This window comes from Telluria beijingensis, assembly GCF_030770395.1.
Classification (GTDB): domain Bacteria; phylum Pseudomonadota; class Gammaproteobacteria; order Burkholderiales; family Burkholderiaceae_D; genus Telluria; species Telluria beijingensis.
Genome location: NZ_CP132480.1, coordinates 5,053,950 through 5,077,237, shown reverse-complemented (window position 1 = coordinate 5,077,237; position 23,288 = coordinate 5,053,950). Strand labels below are relative to the sequence as shown.

The window sequence follows — 23,288 nt, the reverse complement described above, 5'->3', positions numbered from 1 at the left end:
GTGGCTTTCGTCGCCTCCGCTGTCAGTTCTTACGGGACTAGGTTTAGTCCCCGGGCCAGCATGTTTGCCGTCTCGGGTCGTCAATTCAGTAGCAATTTTGTTGGATTAGGAACGATGCCAACCATCAATCAACTGATTCGCAAGCCGCGTGAAGCCGCGGTTGTGAAGAGCAAGTCGCCGGCACTGGAAAACTGCCCGCAAAAACGTGGCGTGTGCACCCGTGTGTACACCACCACCCCGAAGAAGCCTAACTCGGCGCTTCGTAAAGTCGCTAAAGTGCGTCTGACCAACGGTTTCGAAGTCATTTCGTACATCGGCGGTGAAGGCCACAACCTGCAAGAACACAGTGTCGTGCTGCTGCGCGGCGGTCGTGTGAAAGACTTGCCAGGTGTGCGTTACCACATGGTTCGCGGTGCACTGGATACCCAGGGCGTCAAAGACCGTAAGCAAGCGCGCTCGAAGTACGGCGCCAAGCGTGCCAAGGCTGCGAAGAAGTAATCTTCGATCGTGTGTGTCATTGACACGTCACATTAATTAGATAAGTTGAGCCGGCCGTAAGGCCGAGTAAGTGAAGGGTCATGAGGGCCTTTCGCGAGTGTGGTCACCGCACTCAACTGAAGACAGGAAGGAATTGAAATGCCACGTCGTCGTGAAGTACCCAAGCGCGAGATCCTGCCGGATCCAAAATTCGGCAACACCGATGTCGCCAAATTCGTCAACGTTCTGATGCTGTCCGGCAAGAAGTCGGTTGCAGAAAACATCATCTACGGTGCATTCGAACACATTCAATCCAAGTCGGGCAAAGACCCGCTGGAAGTGTTCACGACCGCGATCAACAACGCTAAACCGCTGGTGGAAGTCAAATCCCGCCGTGTCGGTGGCGCCAACTACCAGGTGCCAGTGGAAGTTCGTCCGGTTCGTCGTATGGCGCTGTCCATGCGTTGGTTGCGCGAAGCCGCAAACAAGCGCAGCGAAAAATCCATGCCGCAACGTCTGGGTGGTGAACTGCTGGAAGCGGCTGAAGGCCGCGGCGGCGCGATGAAGCGTCGTGACGAAGTCCACCGCATGGCAGAAGCGAACAAGGCGTTCTCGCACTTCCGCTTCTAAGCATCAGGACTTGGCTTGGGGCTTTTTGCCCCAAACTGAGGTCCCTGCAGTATCTGTTGTTCAGGCCGAGCTCATTTTGATCGTCAAGATGTTGCTCGGTTTTGTCCATTCAAAGATTTAGGAAAAATTATGGCACGCAAGACCCCCATCGAGCGCTACCGCAATATCGGTATTTCGGCTCACATCGATGCTGGTAAAACCACCACCACCGAACGCGTCCTGTTCTACACGGGCGTCAACCACAAGATCGGCGAAGTGCACGATGGCGCAGCGACGATGGACTGGATGGAGCAAGAGCAAGAGCGCGGCATTACCATTACCTCGGCAGCGACGACCTGCTTCTGGAAAGGTATGGCCGGTAACTTCGAGCCTCACCACATCAACATCATCGACACCCCGGGCCACGTTGACTTCACCATCGAAGTCGAACGCTCGATGCGCGTGCTCGACGGCGCCTGCATGGTTTACTGCGCAGTCGGCGGCGTGCAGCCACAGTCGGAAACCGTGTGGCGCCAGGCTAACAAGTACAAAGTTCCACGTCTGGCCTTCGTCAACAAGATGGACCGTACCGGCGCGAACTTCTTCAAGGTCTACGAGCAGATGCGTGCTCGCCTGAAGGCGAACCCGATCCCTCTGCAGATCCCGATCGGCGCGGAAGAGAACTTCCTGGGCGTGGTCGACCTGGTCAAGATGAAAGCGATCATCTGGGACGACGCTTCGCAAGGCATGAAGTTCGATTACCGCGACATCCCTGCGGAACTGGTCGATCAAGCCAACGAGTGGCGCGAAAAGCTGGTCGAGACCGCTGCTGAGGCCAGCGAAGAGCTGATGAACAAGTACCTGGAAGAAGGCGAACTGTCGGAAGCCGAGATCAAGGCTGCCCTGCGCCAGCGCACCATCGCTTCGGAAATCGTGCCGATGATGTGCGGTACCGCGTTCAAGAACAAAGGTGTGCAGGCAATGCTGGACGCCGTCATCGAATACCTGCCGTCGCCAGTGGACATCCCACCAGTCGCCGGTACCGATGAAGACGACCAGCCAGTCACCCGCAAGGCTGACGACAACGAGAAATTCTCGGCGCTGGCATTCAAGATCATGACCGACCCGTTCGTGGGCCAGCTGATCTTCTTCCGCGTCTACTCGGGCATGGTCAATTCGGGCGACACCGTCTACAACCCGGTCAAGGGCAAGAAAGAACGCCTGGGTCGTATTCTGCAGATGCACGCCAACCAGCGCGAAGAAATCAAGGAAGTGCGCGCCGGCGACATCGCCGCTGCGGTCGGCCTGAAAGAAGCGACCACGGGCGAAACCCTGTGCGATCCTTCGGCTGTCATCACCCTGGAAAAGATGGTCTTCCCTGAGCCAGTGATTCAACAGGCAGTCGAGCCGAAAACCAAGGCCGACCAGGAAAAAATGGGCCTGGCGCTGAACCGCCTGGCACAGGAAGATCCATCGTTCCGCGTGCGTACCGACGAAGAATCGGGCCAGACCATCATCGGTGGTATGGGCGAGCTGCACCTGGAAATTATCGTTGACCGCATGAAGCGTGAGTTCAACGTGGAAGCGACCGTCGGCAAGCCACAGGTTGCATACCGCGAAACCATCCGCAAGGCAGTCACCGACGTCGAAGGCAAGTTCGTCAAGCAGTCGGGCGGTCGTGGCCAGTACGGTCACGCAGTCCTGTCGATCGAGCCGCAAGAGCCAGGTAAAGGCTTCGAGTTCGTCGACGCGATCAAGGGCGGTGTGGTTCCACGCGAATACATCCCTGCAGTCGAAAAAGGTGTGCGCGAAACCCTGACCACCGGCGTGCTGGCTGGTTACCCAGTGGTTGACGTCAAAGTCACCCTGACCTTCGGTTCGTACCACGACGTCGACTCGAACGAAAACGCGTTCCGCATGGCGGGCTCGATGGCGTTCAAGGACGGCTGCCGTAAAGCGAATCCGGTCATCCTCGAGCCGATGATGGCCGTGGAAGTGGAAACGCCTGAAGACTACGCCGGTTCGGTGATGGGCGACCTGTCGTCGCGTCGCGGCATGGTGCAGGGCATGGACGAAATCCCAGGCGGCGGCGGCAAGATCATCAAGGCCGAAGTGCCACTGTCGGAAATGTTCGGTTACTCGACCTCGCTGCGTTCGGCGACCCAGGGCCGTGCGACCTACACGATGGAATTCAAGCACTATTCGGAAGCTCCGAAGCACGTGATTGACGCCATCGTCACCGCGAAGTCCAAGTAATAGATAATGGAGGGATGGGATGTCCCATCCCTCCAGTTCAACAAAATATATCGTTTCTCTTAAAGGAATCAGGAAATGGCAAAAGGTAAATTCGAACGGACCAAGCCGCACGTGCGTCCGGGCGGGACGCAGCGGCGGCCGGCGCCGGCGCCAGCCTGCCGGCGGTGCCCGGCATCGACTGGCGCCTGGCGCTGGACAACGTCGACGGCCAGCGCCTGCGCCTCGAAAAGCGCGCCGGCAGCTTCGTGCGCGAATACGCGTCGGCGCCGCGCATCCTGCGCGAGGCGCTGGCGGCCGGCGACCAGCCGCGCCTGCAGGCGCTGGCGCACAACCTCAAGTCGAGCGCCGCCTACGTCGGCGCCTTCGAGCTGGCCGGCGCCGCCGGGCGCCTCGAACAGGACCTGCGCGGCGGCCAGCCGGACCGGCTCGGGGTCCAGGTGGCGGCCCTGGTCGCCGCTGCCGAGACGGTGCTTGCCGGCCTGGCCCAGGTGGCGGCCGCCAGCCTGCCGACGCCGGCCGACCCGGCCACGCTGGCGGCGGTAGTGGCGCGCCTGGAAGGCTATCTGCGCAGCGACGACGCGCGCGCCGAGGACGCCCTGGCGCAGCTCGAATCGCTGCTGGCGGCCAGCATGGACGCCAACCTGTACGACGCCCCGCTCGATGGCGTGCGGCGCGCCGTGGCCGAGATCGAGTATGCTGCGGCACTGGCCCCCCTCGCCACCCTGGCCACGCAGCTCGATCTCAGCCTCAGCCTGGAAGACAGCCAATGAACGTAGTGGAGATGCAAAAAGTCCTGGTGGCCGACGACGACGCCATCAACCGCGAAGTCCTGGGCGAGCTGCTCAAGCCCGAGTACACGGTGCTGCTGGCCCGCAACGGCGCCCAGACCCTGGAGCGCGCCACGCGCCACTTGCCCGACCTGATCCTGCTCGACGTCATGATGCCCGACATGGACGGCTACGAGGTGCTGCGCCGCCTGCGCGCCGACCCGGAAACCGCCAACATCTCGGTGATCTTCATCTCGGGCCTGGACCGCCCCGAGGACGAAGCCAACGGCCTCAAGATGGGCGCCTCGGACTACATCGTCAAGCCGTTCAACCAGACCGTGGTGATGGCGCGCGTGGCGCTGCACCTGCAGGTGGTGCGCCAGCGCAGGATGCTCGAACGACTGGCGAACATCGACGGCCTGACCGAGCTGGCGAACCGGCGCCGCTTCGACGAGATGTACGCCCTCGAATGGCAGCGCGCGCGGCGCTCGGGCCGCCCGCTGTCGCTGGCCCTGCTCGACATCGACGCCTTCAAGCAGTTCAACGACCGCTACGGCCATCCGGCCGGCGACCGCGCGCTGCGCTCGGTGGCGCGGGTGGCCGGCGCCGCCATGCGCCGCCCGGGCGACCTGGCGGCGCGCTACGGCGGCGAGGAATTGCTGCTCTTGATGCCTGAAACCGACGTCGGCGACGCCCTGCGCGTGGCGGAAGCCGTGCGCGAGTCGGTGGCCGCGCTGAACATCGCGCACGAGGCGTCCAGCGTGGCGCCGCTGCTGACGGTCAGCATCGGCGGCGCGACCCTCGTTGCCGCGGACGGGGACGAACAGCCGTCCGACCTGTTCGAGGCGGCCGACGCCCAGCTGTACCGGGCCAAGCAGGCCGGGCGCAACCAGGTGTGGTGGCGCGGCGTCGAGGCGCCCTGAGGTTATCAGGAACTTACTGGGCTTTCGCGCGCTTCTTGAAGGTGGCCACCCGGTACAGGTACCAGCCCAGCAGCCCGATCAGGATCGCCTTCGACACCGGATCGACGTATTCGGCCACCCGCTCATACTGGCTTTCCAGCATGTAACCGGCGCCGGTAAGAATGCCGGTCCAGACCAGCGAACCGACCGTCGAATACAGCAGGAACTGCCCCATCGGCATGCAGGCGAGGCCGGCCGGGACCGAGATCAGTGTGCGGATGGCCGGGATCAGGCGCCCGAACAGCACCACCTTGCGCCCGTGCTTCTCGAACGATTCCATCGCATGCTCGATGTCGCCGTGGGTCACGGTCAGCCAGCGCGCATGCTTGTCGGCGAAGGCCTCCAGCCGCTCCTTGCCATAGACCTTGCCGGCGTAATACCAGGGCAAGGCCCCGGCCACCGAGCCGGCGGTGCCGGCCAGCAGCACCCCGACCACGTTCAGGTCGCCGCGCGCGGCGACGAAGCCGGCGAACGGCATGATCAGTTCGGACGGTATCGGCGGAAAGATGTTTTCCAGCGCCATCAGCGCGAACACGGCGAAGTAGCCGCCGCTCTGCATGAATTCTGTGATGAAGTCGAACACGGGAGGCACTCCGTCGGTTTAGGCAGCCTCCACCATATCCAGTCCGGTCTCGCACTTCTGTTCGTTCGCGAACGGATCGCCGTCCGCGCCAGCCGTGCCCGGCATATTGCGGCAGCGCCAGACATGCGGCGACAGGCCGATGACTTCGTGGAACGTGCGGGTGAAGTGCGACTGGTCGCAAAAGCCGTGGGCATGGGCGATGGTGGTCAGCGGCAAGTTTGAAGTGACCATCGCCTCGCAGGCGGCCGCCAGCCGGCGCCGGATCACGTAGACGCGCGGCGGCACGCCGACGCTGTGCTTGAACGCGCGCGTGAAATGGCTGACGCTCAGGCCGAGGGTGGCTGCCAGGCTGGCCGTGCGCAGGGTGGCGCCCAGGTTGGCGTCGATGTAGTCGGTGACCCGCCTGACCTGCCAGCGCGGCAGGCCGCCAAGGTACGGCGGCGCGGTGCGGCGCTCGGCCGCGGGCAGGCTCGGTGTCAAAGGCGCTGTCTGCATGGTGCTCTCCAGGGTTGTCGGATCGGAACGATCTGGACAGCATGTTGCGGCCAGCTGGAGATGTTGCACAGACAAGATCGGGGGCCTGGCTACCCACACGAAAGTGGGGGGGCGACCCTATATTTCCAGGAAACCCCGCTCGATGCCGATGGTCACCGCATGCGTGCGGTTATTCGCCCCCAGCTTTTCCATGATGCTGCGCAGGTGGCCCTTGACCGTGTCTTCGGACAGGTTCAGCGCCGCGCCGATCTGCTTGTTGCCGTTGCCGCGCGCGATCAGCTCCAGCACCTGCAATTCGCGCACCGTGAGGCTGTCCTGGCCCAGGTGGCGCGCCAGCTCGCCGGCGATCTCGGACGGGATGTAGCGGCGGCCGGCGGCCAGTACGCGGATGGCGTCGGTCAGTTCCTTGCGCAATGAACTCTTGAGCAGGTAGCCCTGGGCCCCGCTCTTGATCGCCTGCATGGCGCGCGCGTCGCCGCGAAAGGTGGTGAGGATGGCCAGGCAGGCCTGCGGGAATTCGGCGCGGATCGCGGCGATCGCGTCCATGCCGTTCAGGTGCGGCATCTGCAGGTCGATCAGCGTCACGTGCGGCCGCAACTGGCGGTACAGCTCGACCGCCTCGTTGCCGTCGGACGCTTCGCCGACCACCCGCATATCCGGCTGGCTGCCGATCACGGCCGCGATCCCCTCGCGCATCAGGGGATGGTCGTCGGCGATCAGGACGTCGATGGTGCGTTGTTGACTGTTCACAGTGATCCTTTGTTCTACTTGCTGCCGACGAGCGGCATCATGCCAGCCCGGGCGAGCGCCGTCCAGTCAGGCTTGGCGCCGGTTCGGCACCAGCCACAGGGCCGCCAGCAGCACGTGGATCAGCGCCGCCAGCAAGGGCTGCCACGGCGAGACCAGCACCGCCAGCGCATACATGGCCAGCGACAGCCGGTTCTTGGCGTTCTGCCAGGCGTGGGCATGGTCCAGTCCCGCCAGGAAGCCCAGCCGCCACGACAGCAGCATGAAGGACACCGAGCACAGGAACAGCACCACGCCATACAGCGCGACCGGCGCCGGCGCCATAGGATGCTCGGCCGCCCAGGCGGTGACGAATGGAATCAGCGACATCCAGAACAGCAGGTGCAGGTTGGCCCACAGCGTGGCCCAGTCGACCCGCTCTACGCGCTCGAACAGCGCGTGGTGGTTGACCCAGTAGATGCCGACGTAGACGAAGCTGAGAGCATAGCGCAGCCAGCCCGGGACGACGGCCAGCATGTCGGCCAGCGTCGTCCCGTGCGGCGGCGTCAACTCCAGCACCATGATGGTGAGGATGACGGCGATCACGCCGTCGCTGAACGCCTCCAGGCGGATCTTCTTCATGGCCGGTTCCTAGGCCTGGCCCAGGCTTGGGCGCAGCAGGTGCAGCACCAGGAGCGCCACCGGCACGGCCAGCGCCACGAAGCCGAACGCCAGAAACAGCAGGGCGCCCGCCGCGCAGCCGATGGCGAAGCCGAACAGCGGCCAGAAGAACTTGCTGCAGCGCGCAATCGTCGCCGCGTCGCCTCTCCCGCGCACCCGGTCGACCGTATCGATCACCAACTGGGTCACGTTGCCGGTCATCAGNAAGAACTTGCTGCAGCGCGCAATCGTCGCCGCGTCGCCTCTCCCGCGCACCCGGTCGACCGTATCGATCACCAACTGGGTCACGTTGCCGGTCATCAGCGAGGTCGGCGCCAGGTGGGCCAGCAGCAGCTTGCTGGCCGCGCTATGCGCGCCCATCGCCGCCGTGCCGAGCAGGCCGGCCGCCATCGCCAGCGCCGGCACGTCGCGCGGCACCGGTTCGGACAGCATGCCGCAGGCCATGAATCCGAGCAGCAGCACCAGTTGCAGCAGGTAGGACGGGGGCTGCGCATCGACGCCGCTCCGTTCGCACCATTCGACCAGCAGCCGCATCGCGGCGATGCCGACGATGAAGGCCGGGAAGGCGAGGATGTTCAGCAGCGAAGGCATGTTCGCCGTGTCGGCCAGCGACGCCCCCAGCAGCACGAAGTTGCCGGTGACGTGGGCCGTGAACAGGCCGAACAGGGCGATGAAGCCGAGGGTATCGACATAGCCTGCGAGCAGGCCCAGGTTGAAAGCCTGCAGGCGCGATGGAGCGGGCGCCGCCATCGTCAGAAGGCGAAGCAGCTGCAGCCCAGCGCGCCCCAGAAGCCGCTGAAATCCGACACCGGCATGGTCGAGCGGCGCGCCCTGTCGTGGCTGTGGGCGTGCACGCCGCAGGGACCGCTGCACTGGTGCGGCAGGCCCTTTTGCATCTGCTGCGGCTGCGGCGCCGCCTTGCGCCAGTGGCCTGCTACCCTGCTCACCGGCGACCATTCGGGCAGCACCGGGATCGGCGGCGGACCGAGGTCGGTGAACTCGGCCGCGCCGTAGACGATGCGTCCGCCGACCACGGTCAGCACCGATTCGATCGCCTTGATATCCTCGGCATCGATGCTGAAGAAATCATGCGACAGCACCGCCAGGTCGGCCAGCATGCCTTCGCGGATGCGGCCCTTGCGCGCCTGCTCGTTCGAGAACCAGGCGCTGCCCGCGGTCCAGAGTTCCAATGCGACCTGGCGCGGCAGGTGGCCGGCCGTGCCGTACAGCGGCAGACCGCCCACGGTGCGGCCGGTGACCAGCCAGTACAGCGAAGTCCACGGGTTGTAGCTGGCCACGCGGGTAGCGTCGGTGCCGGCGCCGACCGGCACCCCGGTCTCCAGCATGCGTTTCACAGGTGGCGTCGCCTGCGCGGCTTCGCTGCCGTAGCGCTCGACGAAGTATTCACCCTGGAAGGCCATCCGGTGCTGGATCGCGATGCCGCCGCCGAGCGCGGCGACGCGGTCGATATTGCGCTGGGTGATGGTCTCGCAATGGTCGAACATCCAGTGCAGGCCGTCGAACGGCATGTCGCGATTGACCTTCTCGAACACGTCGAGCATGCGCGTGATGGATTCGTCGTAGGTCGCGTGCAGGCGGAATGGCCAGCGCTGCGCTACCAGGTGGCGCACCACGCGTTCGAGCTCGTCTTCCATGCCGGGCGCGAGGTCGGGGCGCGGCTCGAGGAAGTCCTCGAAGTCGGCGGCCGAGAACACCAGCATCTCGCCGGCGCCGTTGTGGCGATAGTAGTCGCTGCCCTGCCCCGGCGTCACCATGCCGGTCCAGCGCTGGAAGTCTTCCAGTTCCTTGCCCTTGTTCTGGGTGAACAGGTTGTAGGCGATGCGGATCGTGAGCTGGTTCGCCTTGTCGAGTTCTTCGATGACGGCGTAGTCTTCGGGGTAGTTCTGAAAGCCGCCGCCGGCGTCGATCGCGCTGGTCAGGCCCAGGCGGTTCAGTTCGCGCATGAACTGGCGGCTCGAGTTCACCTGCAGGTCGTAGGGCAAGGTCGGGCCCTTGGCCAGGGTGGCGTACAGGATCATCGCGTTCGGGCGCGCGATCAGCATGCCGGTCGGATTGCCTGCGCCGTCGCGCACGATCTCGCCGCCCGGCGGATTCGGGGTGTCCTTCGTGTAGCCCACCGCGCGCAGTGCGGCGCGGTTGAGCAGGGCGCGGTCGTACAGGTGCAGCACGAACACCGGTGTATCAGGCGCGGCGGCGTTGATCTCGTCCAGGGTCGGCATGCGGCGCTCGGCGAACTGGAATTCGTTCCAGCCGCCCACCACGCGCACCCATTGCGGATTCGGGGTGCGGTCGGCCTGCTCCTTGAGCATGCGCAGCGCGTCGGCGAGCGAAGGCACGCCTTCCCAGCGCAGCTCGAGGTTGTAGTTGAGGCCCCCGCGGATCAGGTGCAGGTGCGAGTCGTTCAGTCCCGGGACCACGGTGCGGCCGTTCAGGTCGATCACCTGGCTGCCGTCGCGGCGGTGGCGCATCACGGCGTCGGTGTCGCCCACGGCCAGGAAGCGGCCGTCCTGGATCGCGACCGCGCTGGCCTGCGGCTGTTCGCGGTCGATGGTGTTGAAGCAGCCGTTGATGAGGATGAGCGGCGGACTGGCTGGTGCGCCAGCGCCTGGCTGTGCTTGGTTCATGCGTGTACTCCAAATGGCGCCGGGTGGAACGCGCCCGGGGGGTTTGCGGCAGCCGCCGCGCGCTTTGGAGGGCGCGCGGCGGCGAGGACTGCGGGGAATGCGACGGTGAAGTCGACTCCGAAAATCAGCGCGCTGGCACCGGGGCCAGCACCTCGTGCGTGCCGCTGGCGCGCGCCGGCGCCTTGTGCACCATGGTGTAGGCGTAGTCCACGCCCATGCCGTAGGCGCCCGAATGCTCGGTGACGATCTTCATCACGTCGTTATAGGTATCGCGGTGGGCCCAGTCGCGCTGCCACTCGAGCAGCACCTGCTGCCAGGTCACCGGCACCACGCCGGCCTGCACCATGCGCAGCATGGCCATGTCGTGGGCTTCCTTGGTGGTGCCGCCGGAGGCGTCCGACACCATATAGATCTCGTACTCGCCTTCGAGCATCGCGCACAGGGCGAAGGTGGTATTGCACACCTCGGTCCACAGGCCGGCCACGACCACCTTCTTGCGGCCATTCGCCTTGAGCGCATCGCGCACCTTCTGGTCATCCCACGAGTTCATCGAGGTGCGTTCCAGGATTTGCTGGCCGGGGAACACGTCCAGCAGTTCGGGATAGGTATTGCCCGAGAACGATTCGGTCTCGACCGTGGTGATCGTGGTCGGGATGTTGAACACCTTGGCCGCCTTGGCCAGGCCCACGACATTGTTCTTGAGGGTCTGGCGGTCGATCGACTGCACGCCGAAGGCCATCTGCGGCTGGTGGTCGATGACGATCAGCTGCGAATTCTGCGGGGTCAGGACTTCGAGTTTTGGATTGGTCATGCCGTTCTCCTTTGCTGGTGGTTAAAAATGGCGGAATCAGCCCTGGCGCGGGCCGTCCTGCTCTTGCGGCTCCGGCGTCCTGGCGGCCACGCCGGTAATTTTTGGCTTGCATTCGCTGGCGAACCAGCCAGCCGTGACCGGGTCGCCATCGATCAGGCGCTTGGCGACCGGGACGATCTGCTCGCCGATCAGCATGCCCAGCAGGCCGATCAGGGCGATGGCCGGTGGCGCCGGCGAGCGCACATTGATCAGGCCATACAACAGGCCGGCCAGGATGCCGGCGCCCAGTGATATCAGGTACATGTCGCGCTCCTCCTTGCGGGGGACGCCAGGCCGGCGTCGATACGGTGCAGTATCGTTAGACCGTCGCCGCGCCGATAGAATCAGATTGCTATTTTCGACGTGCGGGGGCTTGGTCGCGAGCGGCGCTTGGCGCTACCATGGCGCTACCCGCCTTACAGGACACGCCATTGCTCAAGCTCAGCCTCGACGCCCTCCAGATCATCGAAACCATCGCCCGCCGCGGCTCCTTCGCCGGGGCCGCCAAGGAACTGTTCCGCGTTCCCTCGACCATCTCCTATACGGTCTCCAAGCTCGAGGACGACCTGGGCGTGCGCCTGTTCGACCGCTTCGGCCCCAAGGTGACGCTCACTGCCGCCGGCCAGGAACTGCTCAAGGAGGGCCGCTACCTGCTGCGCGCCGCCGGCGACCTCGAATCGCGGGTGCGGCGCGTGGCCTCGGGCTGGGAGACCGAGATCGCCCTCGGCATGGATTCCACCTTGTCGGCCGGCGCCCTGCAGCCGGATATCGACGCCTTCTATGGCGTGGCCGACCAGACCCGGCTGCGCATCGTGCGCGAATCGCTGTCCGGCACCTGGGACGCCTTGCTCGATCGCCGCGTCGACCTGGCGATCGGCGCCGCCGGCGAGGGACCGTCGGGCGGCGGCTACACCGCCGAACCGATGGGCACCAGCGCCTTCGTGTTCACCGTCGCCCCGCACCATCCGCTGGCCGCGCAGGGCCGTCCGCTGGACAAGACCGACCTGCTGCCCCATCGGGCGATCTCGGTGTCGGACTCGGCCCGCGTGCTGGGGGCGCGCACCGTCGGCCTGCTGTTCGGGCAGGAGACGCTGGCGGTGCCCGATATGCGCACCAAATATGAATTCCAGGTCCAGGGCCTGGGCTTCGGTTTCCTGCCCGAGGCATGGGCGCGACCGGCCATCGACCGCGGACTGCTGGTCGAAAAACAGGTGGTGGAACCGAAAGCGGATGAAACGTTCTATCTCGCCTGGCGCAGCGGCGAGGATGGCGCGGCGCTCAGGTGGTGGATCGACAGGATGCGCACGACGGCGGCGTTCGCGCGACTGGCGCGCGATCCCTGCGCCGGGCCCGGGTAGGCCGGCGCCGATGGCGTCGACCCTACACGACGTCGGTCTGGATGCGGATGGCGCCGGACAGGGTCTTGTGGACCGGGCACTTGCTGGCGATGTCGAGCAGGCGCTCGCGCTCTTCCTGGCTCAGGGCGCCGACGAATTCGATTTGACGCTGCAGCACATAGGCGCCGTCCTCTTGGGCGTGGTCGATGGCGACGCGCACGTCGTCCAGCGCCATGCCCCTGCGTTTTGCATACATCGTCACCGTCAGCGCGGTGCAGGCGGCCAGCGAGGCGGCCAGCAGGTCGTGCGGTTCGGGGCCGGTGTCGTCGCCGCCGAGGGCTTCGGGGGCATCGGCCAGCAGCTGGTGCTTGCCGATCTGGAGCTTGTACTGCAGCTTGTCGTTGCCGCGGGTGGTGGTCACTTGCATGGGTGTCTCCGGTGGTCGTCGGGACCGGGAGCGTCGCCCGCAGGCGGGCCCGCGCTCCCGGTGGATCGTCATTGTGGCAGGTCGAACAGCAGCACTTCGGCGCCGGTGGCCTGGGCCAGCGTCACGGCTTCTTCGGCGCTGACCTTCAGCGCGTCGCCGCCGTCGAGGGCGACGCCATTGACCGTCACCCGGCCGCGCACCACGTGCACATAAGCCTGGCGTCCGGCGCCGAGCTTGTGCTCCACGGCGTCGTCGCCGTCGAGGATCGTGGCGTACAGCGCGGCGTCCTGGCGGATCGACACCGAACCCTCGCGGCCATCGGGCGAGCCGATCAGGCGCAGCTTGCCGGTCTTGTCCGCGGTGTCGAAGTGCTTTTCTTCGTAGCGCGGTGCGGCGCTGCCCACGTTCGGCATGATCCAGATTTGCAGGAAGTGCACACCCTCGGTTTTCGAATGGTTGTACTCGCTGTGCACCACGCCCGAACCGGCGCTCATGATCTGCACGTCGCCGTAGCGCAGCACCGAACCGTTGCCCATGCTGTCCTTGTGTTCCAGCGCGCCATCGAGCACATAGGAGATGATCTCCATGTCGCGATGGCCGTGCGAATCGAAACCGCGGCCCGGCTGCACCTTGTCCTCGTTGATCACGCGCAGCGGACCGAAGCCCATGTGCTTCGGATCGTGGTAGTGGCCGAACGAGAAGGTGTGCTTCGAATCGAGCCAGCCGAAGCTGGCGCCTCCGCGTTCATTGCTTTTACGTACGTTCAACATGATGTGCTCCTTTCGTGGTTGTGGACCATCGAACCGATCGATTCTCGCCGGCCTTGCCGCCGTCTCGACATTCTTTCTGTATTCGATGCGATGGAGTCATTATGCTCGCGCCGTAGCAGCTTGAAAAACGGATAATCTCTTGGCCTATGATCGATTATTTCGATCATCAAGACAGGCCCCAAAAAAGCGGCGCCAGGGCATCGCGCCCCGCGCCGCCAGCGTCATTGCTGCGCCAGGATCCACTTGGCCAGGGCCTTCGCATCGGCGTCGCTGACCTGCGGATTGGCTGGCATCGGGATCGGGCCCCAGGTGCCGCTGCTGCCCTTCTGGATCTTCAGCGCCAGGCGCGCTTCGGCGCCGGCGTCCTTGGCGTACTTGGCGGCGACGTCCTTGTAGGACGGTCCGACCAGCTTGCTGGCGACGGTGTGGCAAGCCATGCAGGCCTTGGCCTTGGCCAGGTCGGCGCTGGCGTGGGCTGCAGGACCGGTGGCGGCGGCGACGGCGAAGGTCGCCGCCAGGATCATGGTCTTCTTCATAGGTGCTCCTGTGTAGGCTGTAATGACAATGGGCGCTGCTGCCGGAGACCGACAGCCTCGGCCCTGGCGCATCCGGCATGATAGCCGACAATGCCGCGTCCTTGGTCCTTACGGATGAGCACTAATCCATTCGGCCGCGGGGCTGCTTCCCGCCAAAGTTCGGGATGTCGCCGCACGGCGCGCGTCGCATTCTTGCATCTTTGCAATAAATAGAAATAGGAATGATTCGTATTTGTGTTTAGAATGTTGCCGGTTCGATCTCTTTACATGGATTTACACCTGTAATTACACGTTCTTAACTAAAACTACGGATACACGATGCCCAAGCAAATCTTCCCTGCGCCGCTGTTGCGCCGCTCCCTCCTCGGTCTCGCCATCGGCGCCCTGCCCTTCGGCGCCAGCGCCAACACCAGCACCGCCGCCCCGGCCGACATGGCGACCGTGGTCGTCACCGCGTCCGGCTTCGAGCAGACCATTCGCGAAGCGCCGGCCTCGATCACGGTGCTGACCCGCGAACAGCTCGAGAAGGAACGCTTCGGCAACCTGGCCCAGGCCCTGGAAAGCGTGGAAGGCATCGACGTCGCCGCCGCCGGCGACAAGACCGGGGGCATGAACATCAGCATCCGCGGCATGCCGAGCGACTACACCCTGATCCTGATCGACGGCCGGCGCCAGAACGCGGCCGGCAACGTGACCCCGAACGGCTTCGGCGGCACCTCGACCAGCTTCATGCCGCCGGTGAGCGCGATCGAGCGCATCGAGATCATCCGCGGCCCGATGTCGACCCTGTACGGCTCGGACGCGATGGGCGGCGTGGTCAACATCATCACGCGCAAGGTCGGCAAGCAGTGGGGCGGCACGGTGTCGGCCGACTACACCCTGCAAGAGGAATCGCGCTTCGGCGACGTCAAGGGCGCCAAGTTCTACCTGAACGGCCCGCTCGTGAGCGAAATACTGGGCCTGGCAGTGCGCGGCAGCACCCTGCGCCGCAACGAAGCGACGATCACCTACGACAACCAGAACGGCGAAGTGAACCTGAACATGGGTTCGAATCCGGTCAAGGCCGAGGTCCACAACCTCGGCGCGCGCCTGGCCTTCACGCCGAACCGCTACCACGAAGTCATCCTGGACGTGGACGGCACGCGCCAGACCTACGACAACTCGCGCGGCCAGGTCGGCACCCAGAGCGTACAGGGCGGCTACGGTCCGAAGCAGAAATACGACCGCGACCAGTACACCCTGGCCTACAAGGCGCGCCTGCCGTTCGGCACCTGGGACAGCAGCTATATGGTCAACAAGACCGAGACCATCGGCCGCACCATCCCGCCCGGCACGCCTGGCGCGGTGGCCGGCGCGCCGCGCACGCTGGAAGTCGAGAGCAAGGTGTTCGACACCAAGCTGCTGGTCCCATGGGGCAACCACCTGACCACCATCGGCGCCCAGCACTGGGATGCCGAGATGGTCGACGGCGTGGCGCCCGAAGTGTTCGCCTTCACCCAGAAGGCGCTGTTCCTGGAAGACGAATGGCGCTTCCACGAACGCCTGGCCCTGACCCTCGGCGCGCGCTACGACGACCACAGCATCTTCGGCGGCCAGACCAGCCCGCGCGCCTATCTGGTGTGGACCACGTCGCCGCAATGGACCTTCAAGGGCGGCGTCAGCAAAGGCTACAAGACCCCGCGCGTCGAGCAGCTCTCGCCCGGCATCAACGGCTTCGGCGGCCAGGGCACGATTCCGTTGATCGGCAGCCCGGGCCTGAAGCCCGAGACCACCATCACCACCGAACTGGGCGCCTACTTCGACAACGGCGCTCGCTGGACCGCCAACGTCACCGTGTTCAACAACGAATTCGAGGACAAGATCACCAGCGGCACCGGCCTTCTGAACTGCTCGTATCGCCAGAACCCGAACCGCCCGGGCTGCGCCGACTTCGGCAACTGGCCGAACGTGGACACCTTCGGCCAGTCGATCAACGTCGACGAGGCCGTGACCCGCGGCCTGGAACTGGCCACGCGCTTCAAGATCGCCGACGGCTGGGCCGCCAGCGCCAACTACACGTACACCGACAGCGAACAGAAGAGCGGTCCGAACCAGGGCAAGCCACTGGGCGACACGCCGGAACATTCGGTCAACGCGCGCCTGACCTGGGACATCTCGCCGCAGTGGAATTCGTGGCTGCGCGCCGAGTACCGCAGCGAGCGCTTCCGCGATCCGGGCAGCTCGGCCTCGACCCGCGCCGCCAAGGAAGCCCTGGGCGACTACAAGGCCTATGGCATGCTGCACCTGGGCACCAGCTACCAGGTCAGCCCGGCGATCTCGATCAATGCCGCAGTCTACAACCTGCTCAACAAGGACTTCGTCGACTACCGTCCTTACCGCGCGACGCCGACGGCGGCGCCGACCTACAGCAGCGTGTACGTCAACAATATGGACGGCCGCCGCCTGTGGGTGTCGATGAACGTCGACTTCTGATGCGGGCTTGATGCGGGCTTGTTGTAACTTCAGCGCTTTTTCTTGCCCGCCCTGGGACAGGGAAAGCGCCGCTTCAGCTCGGCCAGCACCAGCGGCGCCGCGTTCTGCTTCAGTTCGGCCGGCGCGCGCGTCGCCTTCAGGCGGCGCACCACCGCCAGGTTCAGCTCGCCCGGCAGCACCGGCCGGGCCAGGCACCATTCGCGGCCGTGGGCGCCATCCTTGATGCCATCGAGATAGGCCTCGACTTTCTCGCGCCGGATGTAGTCGAGCTGGGTTTTCGGCTCCTTGAGCCGCTGCTCGACGACTTCCTGGCCGGTCATGGCGTTGAACGGATACACGTACGGGATCGCGGCCAGCGCGCCGGCCGGCAGGCAGGCCGCGAGCGCGATCCAGGTGGCGGCTTTCATCGTGGCTCCTGTGAAGCAATCGGCGTCCCATGGTGCGGCGCGTCCCATGCACTACGCTTGCGGACACTCAATCGTGCGCCAGCCGCAGGTCCGGATCGTCCTCGAACACCGCGCCCACCCAGTCGGCGAAGGCCCGCAGGCGCGGATTGGCGATGCGCCCCTGCGGATACACCAGCGACACCGGCATCGGCGTCGGCGCGGCATCCGGCAATACCTCGAGCAGCTGGCCGGCATGGCCGCGCAACTGGTAGCGCGCCAGCTGCGCCAGGCCAAGGCCCTGCAGTGCGCAGGCCAGGTTCGCATCGGCGTCGTTGACGGCGATGCCGCCCTTCATGGCCACCTTCCTCACCCCTGCGCCATCCTGCAGCTCCCAGTCGAACGGACGCCCGGTGCGGCCCGAGAAATGGACGATGCCGTCGTGCCCGGCCAGGTCGGCTATCCCCAGCGGCGTGCCGCGCCGCGCCAGGTAGTCCGGCGTGGCCGCGATCGTGAAGCGCATCAGGCCGATCCGGCGCGCCACCAGGCTGGAGTCCTGCAGGGCGCCGACCCGCAGCACGCAGTCGATCCCTTCGGCAGTCAGGTCGACCAGGCGATCTCCCATGCCGATGCCGAGATCGATGCCGGGCCAGGCGCGGCGAAATTCTCCGATCCGCGGCAGCACGATGGAGCGTCCCAGGGCGCCCGGCATGTCGATCCGCAACCGGCCCTGCATGCGGCGCGCGGCGTCGCCCAGGAAACCGGCTTCCGCGGTGTCGATGGCGGCCAGGATCGCGGCGCACTGTTCATAGTAGCGTTCGCCCTCCGGCGTGAGCGACAGCCGGCGCGTGGTGCGCTGCAGGAGCTGGGCGCCGAGGTGGCGCTCCAGGTTCTGCATGGTCGCTGTGAGCGAGGCGCGCGGCAGGTTCAGCGATTCGGCGGCCCTGGTGAAACTATTGGCCTCGACGATCCGCACGAAGGTCTGCATCGCCTTGACCTTGTCCATGATTGTTCATATTTAATGAATTGTATGTGAGCATTATGCCCTAATTATCTTTCTCTCATGCCTGCCTAGAATGGGTTCGTTCAATATCCACCAAGGAGCACGCCATGAGAACGTCCCCCCAAGCACAACTGTCCGGCGGCATGACAATACTGCTGGCCTTTGCTGCCGGCATCACTGTCGCCAACCTGTACTACGCCCAGCCGCTGGTCGGCCCCATCGGCGCCGCATTGGGCATGCCGCCGGCCGCCAGCGGCCTGATCGTGACGCTGAGCCAGGTCGGCTATTGTCTCGGCCTGCTGTTCATCGTCCCGCTGGGCGACCTGCTCGAGAACCGGCGCCTGGTCGTGGGCGGCCTGGTGGCCACCGGCGCCGCGCTGGGCCTGGCCGCGATCGCCTCCACCGCCTGGCAATTCCTGCTGGCCGCCCTCGCCATCGGCCTGGGCGCGGTGGTGGCCCAGGTGCTGGTGCCGTTCGCGGCCCACCTGGCGCCGGATGCCACGCGCGGCCAGACCGTCGGCAAGGTAGTCAGCGGCGTGCTGCTGGGGATCATGGTGGCGCGCCCGGTGGCCAGCCTGCTGGCCGGCCTGGGCGGGTGGCAGGCAGTGTTCGGCATCGCCGCGGCGCTGGTGCTGGTGCTGGCCGTGGTGCTGCATTTCAAGCTTCCGCAACGCCGGCCGGCCGCCTCCCAGCGCTACCCGGCCCTGATCGCATCGCTGTGGCCGGTGCTGGCCAACACCGTCGTGCTGCGCCGCCGCGCGCTGTACCACGCGGGCCTGTTCGGCGCCTTCAGCCTGTTCTGGACCGTCGTGCCGCAGGCGCTGGCCGGCCCCGACTTCGGCCTGGACCAGAACGGCATCGCCCTGTTCGCCCTGGTGGGCATGGCCGGCGCAGTCGCCTCGCCCATTGCCGGCCGCCTGGCCGACAACGGTCATACGCTGGCCGCCACCGCGGTAGCGCTGGTCGTGGGCTCGCTGAGCTTCCTGCTGCCGCTGTTCGCGCCGCACGCCAAGCCACTTGCGCTGGGCCTGCTGGCCCTGGCCGCGATCGTGCTCGACGCCGCCGTCGCCGCCAACCTGGTGCTCGGCCAGCGCGCCCTGTTCGCCCTCGGCGCCGAGATCCGCAGCCGACTGAACGGCCTGTACTTCGCCCTGTTCTTCGCCGGCGGCGCGGTCGGCTCGGCCCTCGGCGGCTGGATGCTGGCTGAGCATGGCTGGCATGCGGCGCTGGTGGCGGGCATGCTGCTGCCGGCGCTGGCGGTGCCGGCGTGGATCATGGAAGCGGCCGAACACACGGCCAGCCGCCAGCGCGCCTGACACTCGCACGCTGCGCAGGCGCGCGGCGGATATGCTTTAATCGGGCATCGCCACGCCAACCGGGACAACCATGTCACAGCACGATGCCACGCCGCCGGCCGCCCCGGCCGAACTCGACGAAGCCACCCTCGAATGGGTACGCAAGGTCTTCCAGCACGCCCGCACCGGCGACGCCGAACCGCTGGGCGCCTTGCTGGCCCAGGGCCTGCCGCCGAACCTGCGCAACGAACGCGGCGACAGCCTCCTGATGCTGGCCTGCTACCACGGCCACCACGACGCCGCGCGCGTGCTGCTGGAACACGGCGCCGACCCGCAACTGATGAACGATGCATCGCAGACGCCGCTGCACGGCGCCGCCTTCAAGGGCGACCTGGCGGTCACCACCCTGCTGCTCGCGCACGGCGCCATTCCCGACCACGCGGGACCGTCCGGCAAGACTGCGCTGATGTTCGCCGCCATGTTCAACCGGGTCGACATCGCGCGCCTGCTGATCGAACATGGCGCGGATCCGGCGCGGCGCGATGCCGACGGCGTCAGCGCCTTCGACGCCGCGAACCGCATGGGCGCGGCGGACACCGCGGCGCTGCTGGCGCCGCGCGCTTGACGTCAGCGCGACCGGCGGCGGCGCGCGAACCAGGCCGCGGCCAGGCCCAGCCCGGCCAGCGCCGCGCTCGACGGCTCAGGCACCTCGTTCTGCGCCACGCCGACCAGGAGGCCGGTCGAGCCTGCGCAGGCCGGATACTGGAAGCCACAACCGTCCTTCTGGTCACTGTTCGCCTCGATCATGGCAAACAGCGAACCGGCACTCGACATCCGGAAGTCCGATTCTCCATTGGACACGTACATCGATCCGCCGAGCAGCCCTTCGGGGAGGAAGGTCAGCGATAGCTCTATACGGTCGTAGAACATCGTCGGCTGACGGTTGTAGCGGTAGTCGATCAGGTTGGCGCCAGTCGCCGAGTCGGCGCCGCCGTACCAGTAACGCAGCGACAACAGGCTGTCCTGCTTGAATCCGCAGCTATCGGAATAGCAGTTATTCCGAAAGTCGAGCTTCAATTCGCCCAGGCTGACGGCTTCGGCGGAGAAGACAAGCTCCAGATTCAGATTCGCAGGCATCGACGCCGATGCCTCTACTTGCTGCCAGGAATACTTAACACCGGCCTGGGCCGGCTGGGCCAGCAGCGCGGCCGCGAACAACAACGGGGTAATACGCAACATCTGATGCTCCTTGTGGTTACCCTGAAAGGATGAGCAAGAACCGTTCCCAGCTGGATCCATACGGTAACCACTTGATTTCATTGGCTATTTTGTTACCGCCGCCAACGAGCCGCGAGCGACTGTTAAATTTCCCGACACCCGAAGACCCAAAGTCCACCAAAGGACAGACCTGCCGGACGACGGCTTTTGATGTATTCTTGATGCATCTTAAACCAGGAGGACCGCATGCCCGCCGCTTCCGCCGCCGATCCACTTCCCCGCCAGTTACACCTGGCCTCTGCCAGTGCCCCCCTGTGGCGGCTCGGCTTCCGCCCCTTCTACCTGCTGGCCGCCGCCTTCGCAGCGACGGCGGTGCCGGCCTGGCTGCTGGCCTATCTCGGCCTGCTGCCGCAAGGGCCCGTCGACCTGCTGTGGCACACCCATGAAATGGTGTTCGGCTTCGCCGTCGCGGTGGTCGCCGGCTTCTTGCTGACCGCCATCCAGACCTGGACCGGGCTGGCGACGCCGCACGGACGCAGCCTGCAGGCGCTGGTGCTGCTGTGGCTCGCCGGGCGCTGCGCCGCCCTCGGCGCGCCGCCGCTGCTGTATGCGCTGGTCGACGTGGCCTTCCTGTTCGTGGTGGCAGGCGTGATCCTGCGCCTGCTGCTGTGCGCGAACAATCGCCGCAACCTGCCGATCTGCGGCGTCGTCGCACTGCTCGGGGTGTCTAACCTGGCATTCCATCTGGCGCTGAACGGCGTGCTCGCGTTGTCGCCGCTGGCGCCGATCCACGGCGCGATCCTGCTGCTGGTGCTGCTGGTGGCGGTCATCGGCGGGCGCGTCGGCCCCATGTTCACCCGCAATGGCGCGCCGGGCAGCCAGCCGCGCAACCTGCCGCGGCTCGACCAGGCCAGTATCGCCGCGATCGTGTTGACGGCCCTGTGCTGGCTGGTCGCGGCGCCCGGCTGGGCGATCGCGCTGGCCGGCATCGCGGCGGCGCTGCTGAACGGCGCGCGCCTGGTCCTGTGGGACCCGCTGTCGACCCTGCGCACTCCGCTGTTATGGTCGTTCCACCTGTCGTACGCGCTGCTGGTGCCCGGCCTGCTGGCGCTCGGCCTCGCCGGCCTGGGCGCCGTCAGCGGCAGCGCCGCCCTGCACCTGCTGGCGGCGGGCGCCATGAGCGGCATGATCGGGGCCATGATCACCCGCACCGCGCGCGGCCACACCGGACGCCCGCTGAAGGCCGGCGGCGCCGAAATCGCGATGTTCGCGCTGCTGCCGCTGGCGGTGGCGGCGCGCCTGGCCGCGAACCTGTCCGACGGCCCCGCGGGCGGACATGCGCTGGCGCTGTCGGCGGTCCTGTGGTCGCTGGCCTTCGTGGTCTACCTGCTGCGCTACGGGCCCTGGCTCGCGCGCCCGCGCCTCGACGGCAAGCCGGGTTGACGCCATGCAGGCCCCAACCGCCTACCCGCTGCCGCTCGCGCGCCCGTCCCTGGCGCGCCTGGTCGACGAATTCTACGACGAGGTGCGGCGCGACGCCATGCTCGGGCCCGTGTTCGCCGGGATCATCGCCGACGGCGCCCGGGATCACCACAAGGAGCGCATGGTCGCCTTCTGGAGCACCGCGATGCTGGGCGCGCGCGAGTTTCGCGGTAACGTGTTCGGCAAGCACCAGGCCATGCCCCAGCTCACGCCGGCCCACTTCGCGCGCTGGCTCGCGCTGTTCGAGGCCACGGCCGGCGCGCTGTTCGCACCCACCGATGCCGAGGCCCTGCTCGACGCCGCGCGCGGCATGGCGCGCGGGCTGCAGATCGGACTGTTCGGGCGCGCCGCCTGAGGCGGCCCGCGCCTGCCTCAACCCACCGGCGTGAACTTGCGTACCGTGACCGGCCGCTCCACCAGCGGCGGCAGGTCGGTCACCAGCGCCGCCATGTGGGGACTGGCGTCGTGCAGCGCCACGGCTTCGGCATCGCGCCAGTATTCGACCATGACGAATTCGCGCGGGTCGTCGTGCGCGCGCTGCAGGTCGTAGAGGATGCAGCCTGCTTCCTTGCGGGTCTCTTCCACCATGGCGCGCAGGCGCGCCGCGAGTGCTTCTTCGTGGCCGGCGCGGGCATACAGCGTGGCGATGATCGTGACTTGCTCTGGCATGTTCTTCCTTCCTGTCGAGGGTGCGCCACGGTCCGGATTGCCTGGCGCAGCCGCATGCAGTATAGGCCTTCGCACCAGGGGCCGCTGGCGGCGCCTCGATTTCCACGCCGGCGGCGGCTTCCCCTATAATCGACACCGCCCCGCGCCGGGGCAAGCCGTCACCCAGAATAAGGAAATCGATGAAAGCCCTGCCACTCGCCTTACTGTTCCTCGCCTCCGGTTCCGCGCTCGCCGACGATGCCGCGCTCCTGAAATGCCGCGCCATCCCGGACGTCGCCGCGCGCGTGGCCTGCTACGACGCGATTCCCGTCGGCGCCGCCCGGCCCGCGCAAGCGCCGGCAGCGGCGACCGCGGCCGCGCCGGCCGCGACGGCCGAGCAGAACTTCGGCATGGAAGCGGTCAAGCAGCGCGAAACGCAGCCCAAGTCGGTCCAGAGCACGATCGTGGGCGATTTCGAGGGCTGGGGACCGGGCTCGCAGATCCGCCTGGCCAACGGCCAGGTCTGGCGCATCATCGACGGCAGCGAAGCGGTCCTGCCGCGCCGTAGCGACGTCAAGGTCAGCATCGAGCGCAACGTGTTCGGCACCATCTTCCTGCGGGTGGACGGCACCAACAGCTCGGCCAAGGTGCGCCGGGTCCAGTAAA

General features: G+C 66.4%; 27 protein-coding genes. 12 read left to right on the top strand and 15 right to left on the bottom strand.

Annotation, left to right across the window (positions count from 1 at the left end; genetic code table 11):
• The first annotated feature begins 114 nt into the window (after positions 1-114).
• From rpsL to Q9246_RS22255, 5 genes are all read left to right on the top strand, one after another.
• Complete coding sequence (gene rpsL / locus Q9246_RS22275; protein ID WP_005663517.1) at positions 115-498, top strand: 30S ribosomal protein S12; 384 nt, start codon at positions 115-117, stop codon at positions 496-498.
• 138 nt (positions 499-636) lie between these two features.
• A complete protein-coding gene (rpsG, locus tag Q9246_RS22270; protein WP_137172371.1) occupies positions 637-1,107 on the top strand; it encodes a 30S ribosomal protein S7 in 471 nt (156 codons plus the stop codon).
• A gap of 129 nt (positions 1,108-1,236) precedes the next feature.
• On the top strand, positions 1,237-3,342 hold the full coding sequence (gene fusA, locus Q9246_RS22265; RefSeq protein ID WP_306393124.1) for an elongation factor G: 2,106 nt from the start codon (positions 1,237-1,239) through the stop codon (positions 3,340-3,342).
• Between the two features lie 164 nt (positions 3,343-3,506).
• Positions 3,507-4,112, top strand: coding sequence for an Hpt domain-containing protein (locus Q9246_RS22260; protein ID WP_306393122.1), 606 nt, complete (start codon positions 3,507-3,509; stop codon positions 4,110-4,112).
• Positions 4,109-5,032 (top strand): diguanylate cyclase, encoded by a 924-nt coding sequence (locus Q9246_RS22255; protein WP_306393121.1) that lies wholly within the window; start codon positions 4,109-4,111, stop codon positions 5,030-5,032. Before Q9246_RS22260 ends, Q9246_RS22255 begins: the two co-directional genes overlap by 4 nt.
• 13 nt (positions 5,033-5,045) lie before the next feature.
• On the opposite strand, the gene Q9246_RS22250 is transcribed toward Q9246_RS22255, so the two are convergent.
• The 8 genes from Q9246_RS22250 to Q9246_RS22215 form a co-directional block, all read right to left on the bottom strand.
• Positions 5,046-5,654, bottom strand: coding sequence for a DedA family protein (locus Q9246_RS22250; RefSeq protein ID WP_306393120.1), 609 nt, complete (start codon positions 5,652-5,654; stop codon positions 5,046-5,048).
• 18 nt (positions 5,655-5,672) lie between these two features.
• A complete protein-coding gene (locus tag Q9246_RS22245; protein ID WP_306393119.1) occupies positions 5,673-6,149 on the bottom strand; it encodes a helix-turn-helix domain-containing protein in 477 nt (158 codons plus the stop codon).
• Between the two features lie 117 nt (positions 6,150-6,266).
• Positions 6,267-6,899, bottom strand: coding sequence for a response regulator (locus tag Q9246_RS22240; RefSeq protein ID WP_306393118.1), 633 nt, complete (start codon positions 6,897-6,899; stop codon positions 6,267-6,269).
• A gap of 66 nt (positions 6,900-6,965) precedes the next feature.
• Positions 6,966-7,517, bottom strand: coding sequence for a TMEM175 family protein (locus Q9246_RS22235; RefSeq protein ID WP_306393116.1), 552 nt, complete (start codon positions 7,515-7,517; stop codon positions 6,966-6,968).
• A gap of 9 nt (positions 7,518-7,526) precedes the next feature.
• On the bottom strand, positions 7,527-8,306 hold the full coding sequence (locus Q9246_RS22230; protein ID WP_306393114.1) for a YoaK family protein: 780 nt from the start codon (positions 8,304-8,306) through the stop codon (positions 7,527-7,529).
• A 2-nt stretch (positions 8,307-8,308) separates the two neighbouring features.
• Complete coding sequence (locus tag Q9246_RS22225; RefSeq protein WP_306393112.1) at positions 8,309-10,201, bottom strand: amidohydrolase; 1,893 nt, start codon at positions 10,199-10,201, stop codon at positions 8,309-8,311.
• A 124-nt stretch (positions 10,202-10,325) separates the two neighbouring features.
• Positions 10,326-11,012, bottom strand: a complete 687-nt coding sequence (locus Q9246_RS22220; RefSeq protein ID WP_306393111.1) for a hydrolase — start codon at positions 11,010-11,012, stop codon at positions 10,326-10,328.
• Positions 11,013-11,048: 36 nt separating this feature from the next.
• Positions 11,049-11,315: a XapX domain-containing protein gene (locus Q9246_RS22215; RefSeq protein ID WP_306393109.1), complete on the bottom strand. Its 267-nt coding sequence runs from the start codon at positions 11,313-11,315 to the stop codon at positions 11,049-11,051.
• Positions 11,316-11,482: 167 nt separating this feature from the next.
• Here Q9246_RS22215 and Q9246_RS22210 point away from each other — a divergent pair, with 167 nt between their 5' ends.
• Complete coding sequence (locus Q9246_RS22210; RefSeq protein ID WP_306398238.1) at positions 11,483-12,409, top strand: LysR substrate-binding domain-containing protein; 927 nt, start codon at positions 11,483-11,485, stop codon at positions 12,407-12,409.
• Positions 12,410-12,431: 22 nt separating this feature from the next.
• On the opposite strand, the gene Q9246_RS22205 is transcribed toward Q9246_RS22210, so the two are convergent.
• The 3 genes from Q9246_RS22205 to Q9246_RS22195 all read right to left on the bottom strand — a co-directional run bounded on the left by Q9246_RS22205 (position 12,432) and on the right by Q9246_RS22195 (position 14,121).
• Positions 12,432-12,815 carry an OsmC family protein gene (locus Q9246_RS22205; RefSeq protein ID WP_306393107.1) on the bottom strand — a complete coding sequence of 128 codons (384 nt, stop codon included), beginning with the start codon at positions 12,813-12,815 and terminating at the stop codon, positions 12,432-12,434.
• A 68-nt stretch (positions 12,816-12,883) separates the two neighbouring features.
• Complete coding sequence (locus Q9246_RS22200) at positions 12,884-13,585, bottom strand: pirin family protein (protein ID WP_306393105.1); 702 nt, start codon at positions 13,583-13,585, stop codon at positions 12,884-12,886.
• A gap of 221 nt (positions 13,586-13,806) precedes the next feature.
• On the bottom strand, positions 13,807-14,121 hold the full coding sequence (locus tag Q9246_RS22195; protein ID WP_306393104.1) for a c-type cytochrome: 315 nt from the start codon (positions 14,119-14,121) through the stop codon (positions 13,807-13,809).
• A gap of 318 nt (positions 14,122-14,439) precedes the next feature.
• Between Q9246_RS22195 and Q9246_RS22190 the strand changes: the two genes are divergently transcribed.
• Positions 14,440-16,593, top strand: a complete 2,154-nt coding sequence (locus Q9246_RS22190; RefSeq protein WP_306393103.1) for a TonB-dependent receptor domain-containing protein — start codon at positions 14,440-14,442, stop codon at positions 16,591-16,593.
• Positions 16,594-16,622: 29 nt separating this feature from the next.
• On the opposite strand, the gene Q9246_RS22185 is transcribed toward Q9246_RS22190, so the two are convergent.
• Positions 16,623-17,000, bottom strand: coding sequence for a Rap1a/Tai family immunity protein (locus Q9246_RS22185; RefSeq protein ID WP_306393101.1), 378 nt, complete (start codon positions 16,998-17,000; stop codon positions 16,623-16,625).
• Positions 17,001-17,067: 67 nt separating this feature from the next.
• A complete protein-coding gene (locus Q9246_RS22180; RefSeq protein ID WP_306393100.1) occupies positions 17,068-17,982 on the bottom strand; it encodes a LysR family transcriptional regulator in 915 nt (304 codons plus the stop codon).
• Positions 17,983-18,086: 104 nt separating this feature from the next.
• Here Q9246_RS22180 and Q9246_RS22175 point away from each other — a divergent pair, with 104 nt between their 5' ends.
• Positions 18,087-19,295, top strand: coding sequence for an MFS transporter (locus tag Q9246_RS22175; protein ID WP_306393097.1), 1,209 nt, complete (start codon positions 18,087-18,089; stop codon positions 19,293-19,295).
• 70 nt (positions 19,296-19,365) lie between these two features.
• A complete protein-coding gene (locus Q9246_RS22170) occupies positions 19,366-19,899 on the top strand; it encodes an ankyrin repeat domain-containing protein (RefSeq protein WP_306393095.1) in 534 nt (177 codons plus the stop codon).
• Between the two features lie 2 nt (positions 19,900-19,901).
• Here the strand turns inward: Q9246_RS22170 and Q9246_RS22165 are convergent, their stop codons facing one another.
• Positions 19,902-20,513 carry a PEP-CTERM sorting domain-containing protein gene (locus Q9246_RS22165; protein WP_306393093.1) on the bottom strand — a complete coding sequence of 204 codons (612 nt, stop codon included), beginning with the start codon at positions 20,511-20,513 and terminating at the stop codon, positions 19,902-19,904.
• 225 nt (positions 20,514-20,738) lie between these two features.
• Here Q9246_RS22165 and Q9246_RS22160 point away from each other — a divergent pair, with 225 nt between their 5' ends.
• Both Q9246_RS22160 and Q9246_RS22155 read left to right on the top strand, forming a co-directional pair.
• A complete protein-coding gene (locus tag Q9246_RS22160; RefSeq protein WP_306393092.1) occupies positions 20,739-21,935 on the top strand; it encodes an NnrS family protein in 1,197 nt (398 codons plus the stop codon).
• A 4-nt stretch (positions 21,936-21,939) separates the two neighbouring features.
• Positions 21,940-22,329, top strand: a complete 390-nt coding sequence (locus Q9246_RS22155; protein WP_306393090.1) for a group III truncated hemoglobin — start codon at positions 21,940-21,942, stop codon at positions 22,327-22,329.
• A gap of 17 nt (positions 22,330-22,346) precedes the next feature.
• Here Q9246_RS22155 and Q9246_RS22150 read toward each other — a convergent pair whose 3' ends face one another.
• Positions 22,347-22,643 (bottom strand): putative quinol monooxygenase, encoded by a 297-nt coding sequence (locus Q9246_RS22150; RefSeq protein WP_306393088.1) that lies wholly within the window; start codon positions 22,641-22,643, stop codon positions 22,347-22,349.
• A 179-nt stretch (positions 22,644-22,822) separates the two neighbouring features.
• On the opposite strand from Q9246_RS22150, the gene Q9246_RS22145 reads away from it, so the two are divergent.
• On the top strand, positions 22,823-23,287 hold the full coding sequence (locus Q9246_RS22145) for a hypothetical protein (protein ID WP_306393087.1): 465 nt from the start codon (positions 22,823-22,825) through the stop codon (positions 23,285-23,287).
• Position 23,288 lies beyond the last annotated feature (1 nt).

Bases quoted from the DNA above. Each gene is read 5' to 3' on its own strand.
- Q9246_RS22150 (WP_306393088.1), bottom strand. From the start codon at position 22,643: ATGCCAGAGCAAGTCACGATCATCGCCACGCTGTATGCCCGCGCCGGC.
- Q9246_RS22190 (WP_306393103.1), top strand. From the start codon at position 14,440: ATGCCCAAGCAAATCTTCCCTGCGCCGCTGTTGCGCCGCTCCCTCCTC.
- Q9246_RS22155 (WP_306393090.1), top strand. From the start codon at position 21,940: ATGCAGGCCCCAACCGCCTACCCGCTGCCGCTCGCGCGCCCGTCCCTG.
- Q9246_RS22175 (WP_306393097.1), top strand. From the start codon at position 18,087: ATGAGAACGTCCCCCCAAGCACAACTGTCCGGCGGCATGACAATACTG.
- Q9246_RS22205 (WP_306393107.1), bottom strand. From the start codon at position 12,815: ATGCAAGTGACCACCACCCGCGGCAACGACAAGCTGCAGTACAAGCTC.
- Q9246_RS22165 (WP_306393093.1), bottom strand. From the start codon at position 20,513: ATGTTGCGTATTACCCCGTTGTTGTTCGCGGCCGCGCTGCTGGCCCAG.
- rpsL (WP_005663517.1), top strand. From the start codon at position 115: ATGCCAACCATCAATCAACTGATTCGCAAGCCGCGTGAAGCCGCGGTT.
- Q9246_RS22235 (WP_306393116.1), bottom strand. From the start codon at position 7,517: ATGAAGAAGATCCGCCTGGAGGCGTTCAGCGACGGCGTGATCGCCGTC.
- Q9246_RS22225 (WP_306393112.1), bottom strand. From the start codon at position 10,201: ATGAACCAAGCACAGCCAGGCGCTGGCGCACCAGCCAGTCCGCCGCTC.
- Q9246_RS22145 (WP_306393087.1), top strand. From the start codon at position 22,823: ATGAAAGCCCTGCCACTCGCCTTACTGTTCCTCGCCTCCGGTTCCGCG.
- fusA (WP_306393124.1), top strand. From the start codon at position 1,237: ATGGCACGCAAGACCCCCATCGAGCGCTACCGCAATATCGGTATTTCG.
- Q9246_RS22195 (WP_306393104.1), bottom strand. From the start codon at position 14,121: ATGAAGAAGACCATGATCCTGGCGGCGACCTTCGCCGTCGCCGCCGCC.
- rpsG (WP_137172371.1), top strand. From the start codon at position 637: ATGCCACGTCGTCGTGAAGTACCCAAGCGCGAGATCCTGCCGGATCCA.
- Q9246_RS22180 (WP_306393100.1), bottom strand. From the start codon at position 17,982: ATGGACAAGGTCAAGGCGATGCAGACCTTCGTGCGGATCGTCGAGGCC.
- Q9246_RS22215 (WP_306393109.1), bottom strand. From the start codon at position 11,315: ATGTACCTGATATCACTGGGCGCCGGCATCCTGGCCGGCCTGTTGTAT.
- Q9246_RS22200 (WP_306393105.1), bottom strand. From the start codon at position 13,585: ATGTTGAACGTACGTAAAAGCAATGAACGCGGAGGCGCCAGCTTCGGC.
- Q9246_RS22185 (WP_306393101.1), bottom strand. From the start codon at position 17,000: ATGAAAGCCGCCACCTGGATCGCGCTCGCGGCCTGCCTGCCGGCCGGC.
- Q9246_RS22160 (WP_306393092.1), top strand. From the start codon at position 20,739: ATGCCCGCCGCTTCCGCCGCCGATCCACTTCCCCGCCAGTTACACCTG.
- Q9246_RS22170 (WP_306393095.1), top strand. From the start codon at position 19,366: ATGTCACAGCACGATGCCACGCCGCCGGCCGCCCCGGCCGAACTCGAC.
- Q9246_RS22245 (WP_306393119.1), bottom strand. From the start codon at position 6,149: ATGCAGACAGCGCCTTTGACACCGAGCCTGCCCGCGGCCGAGCGCCGC.
- Q9246_RS22220 (WP_306393111.1), bottom strand. From the start codon at position 11,012: ATGACCAATCCAAAACTCGAAGTCCTGACCCCGCAGAATTCGCAGCTG.
- Q9246_RS22255 (WP_306393121.1), top strand. From the start codon at position 4,109: ATGAACGTAGTGGAGATGCAAAAAGTCCTGGTGGCCGACGACGACGCC.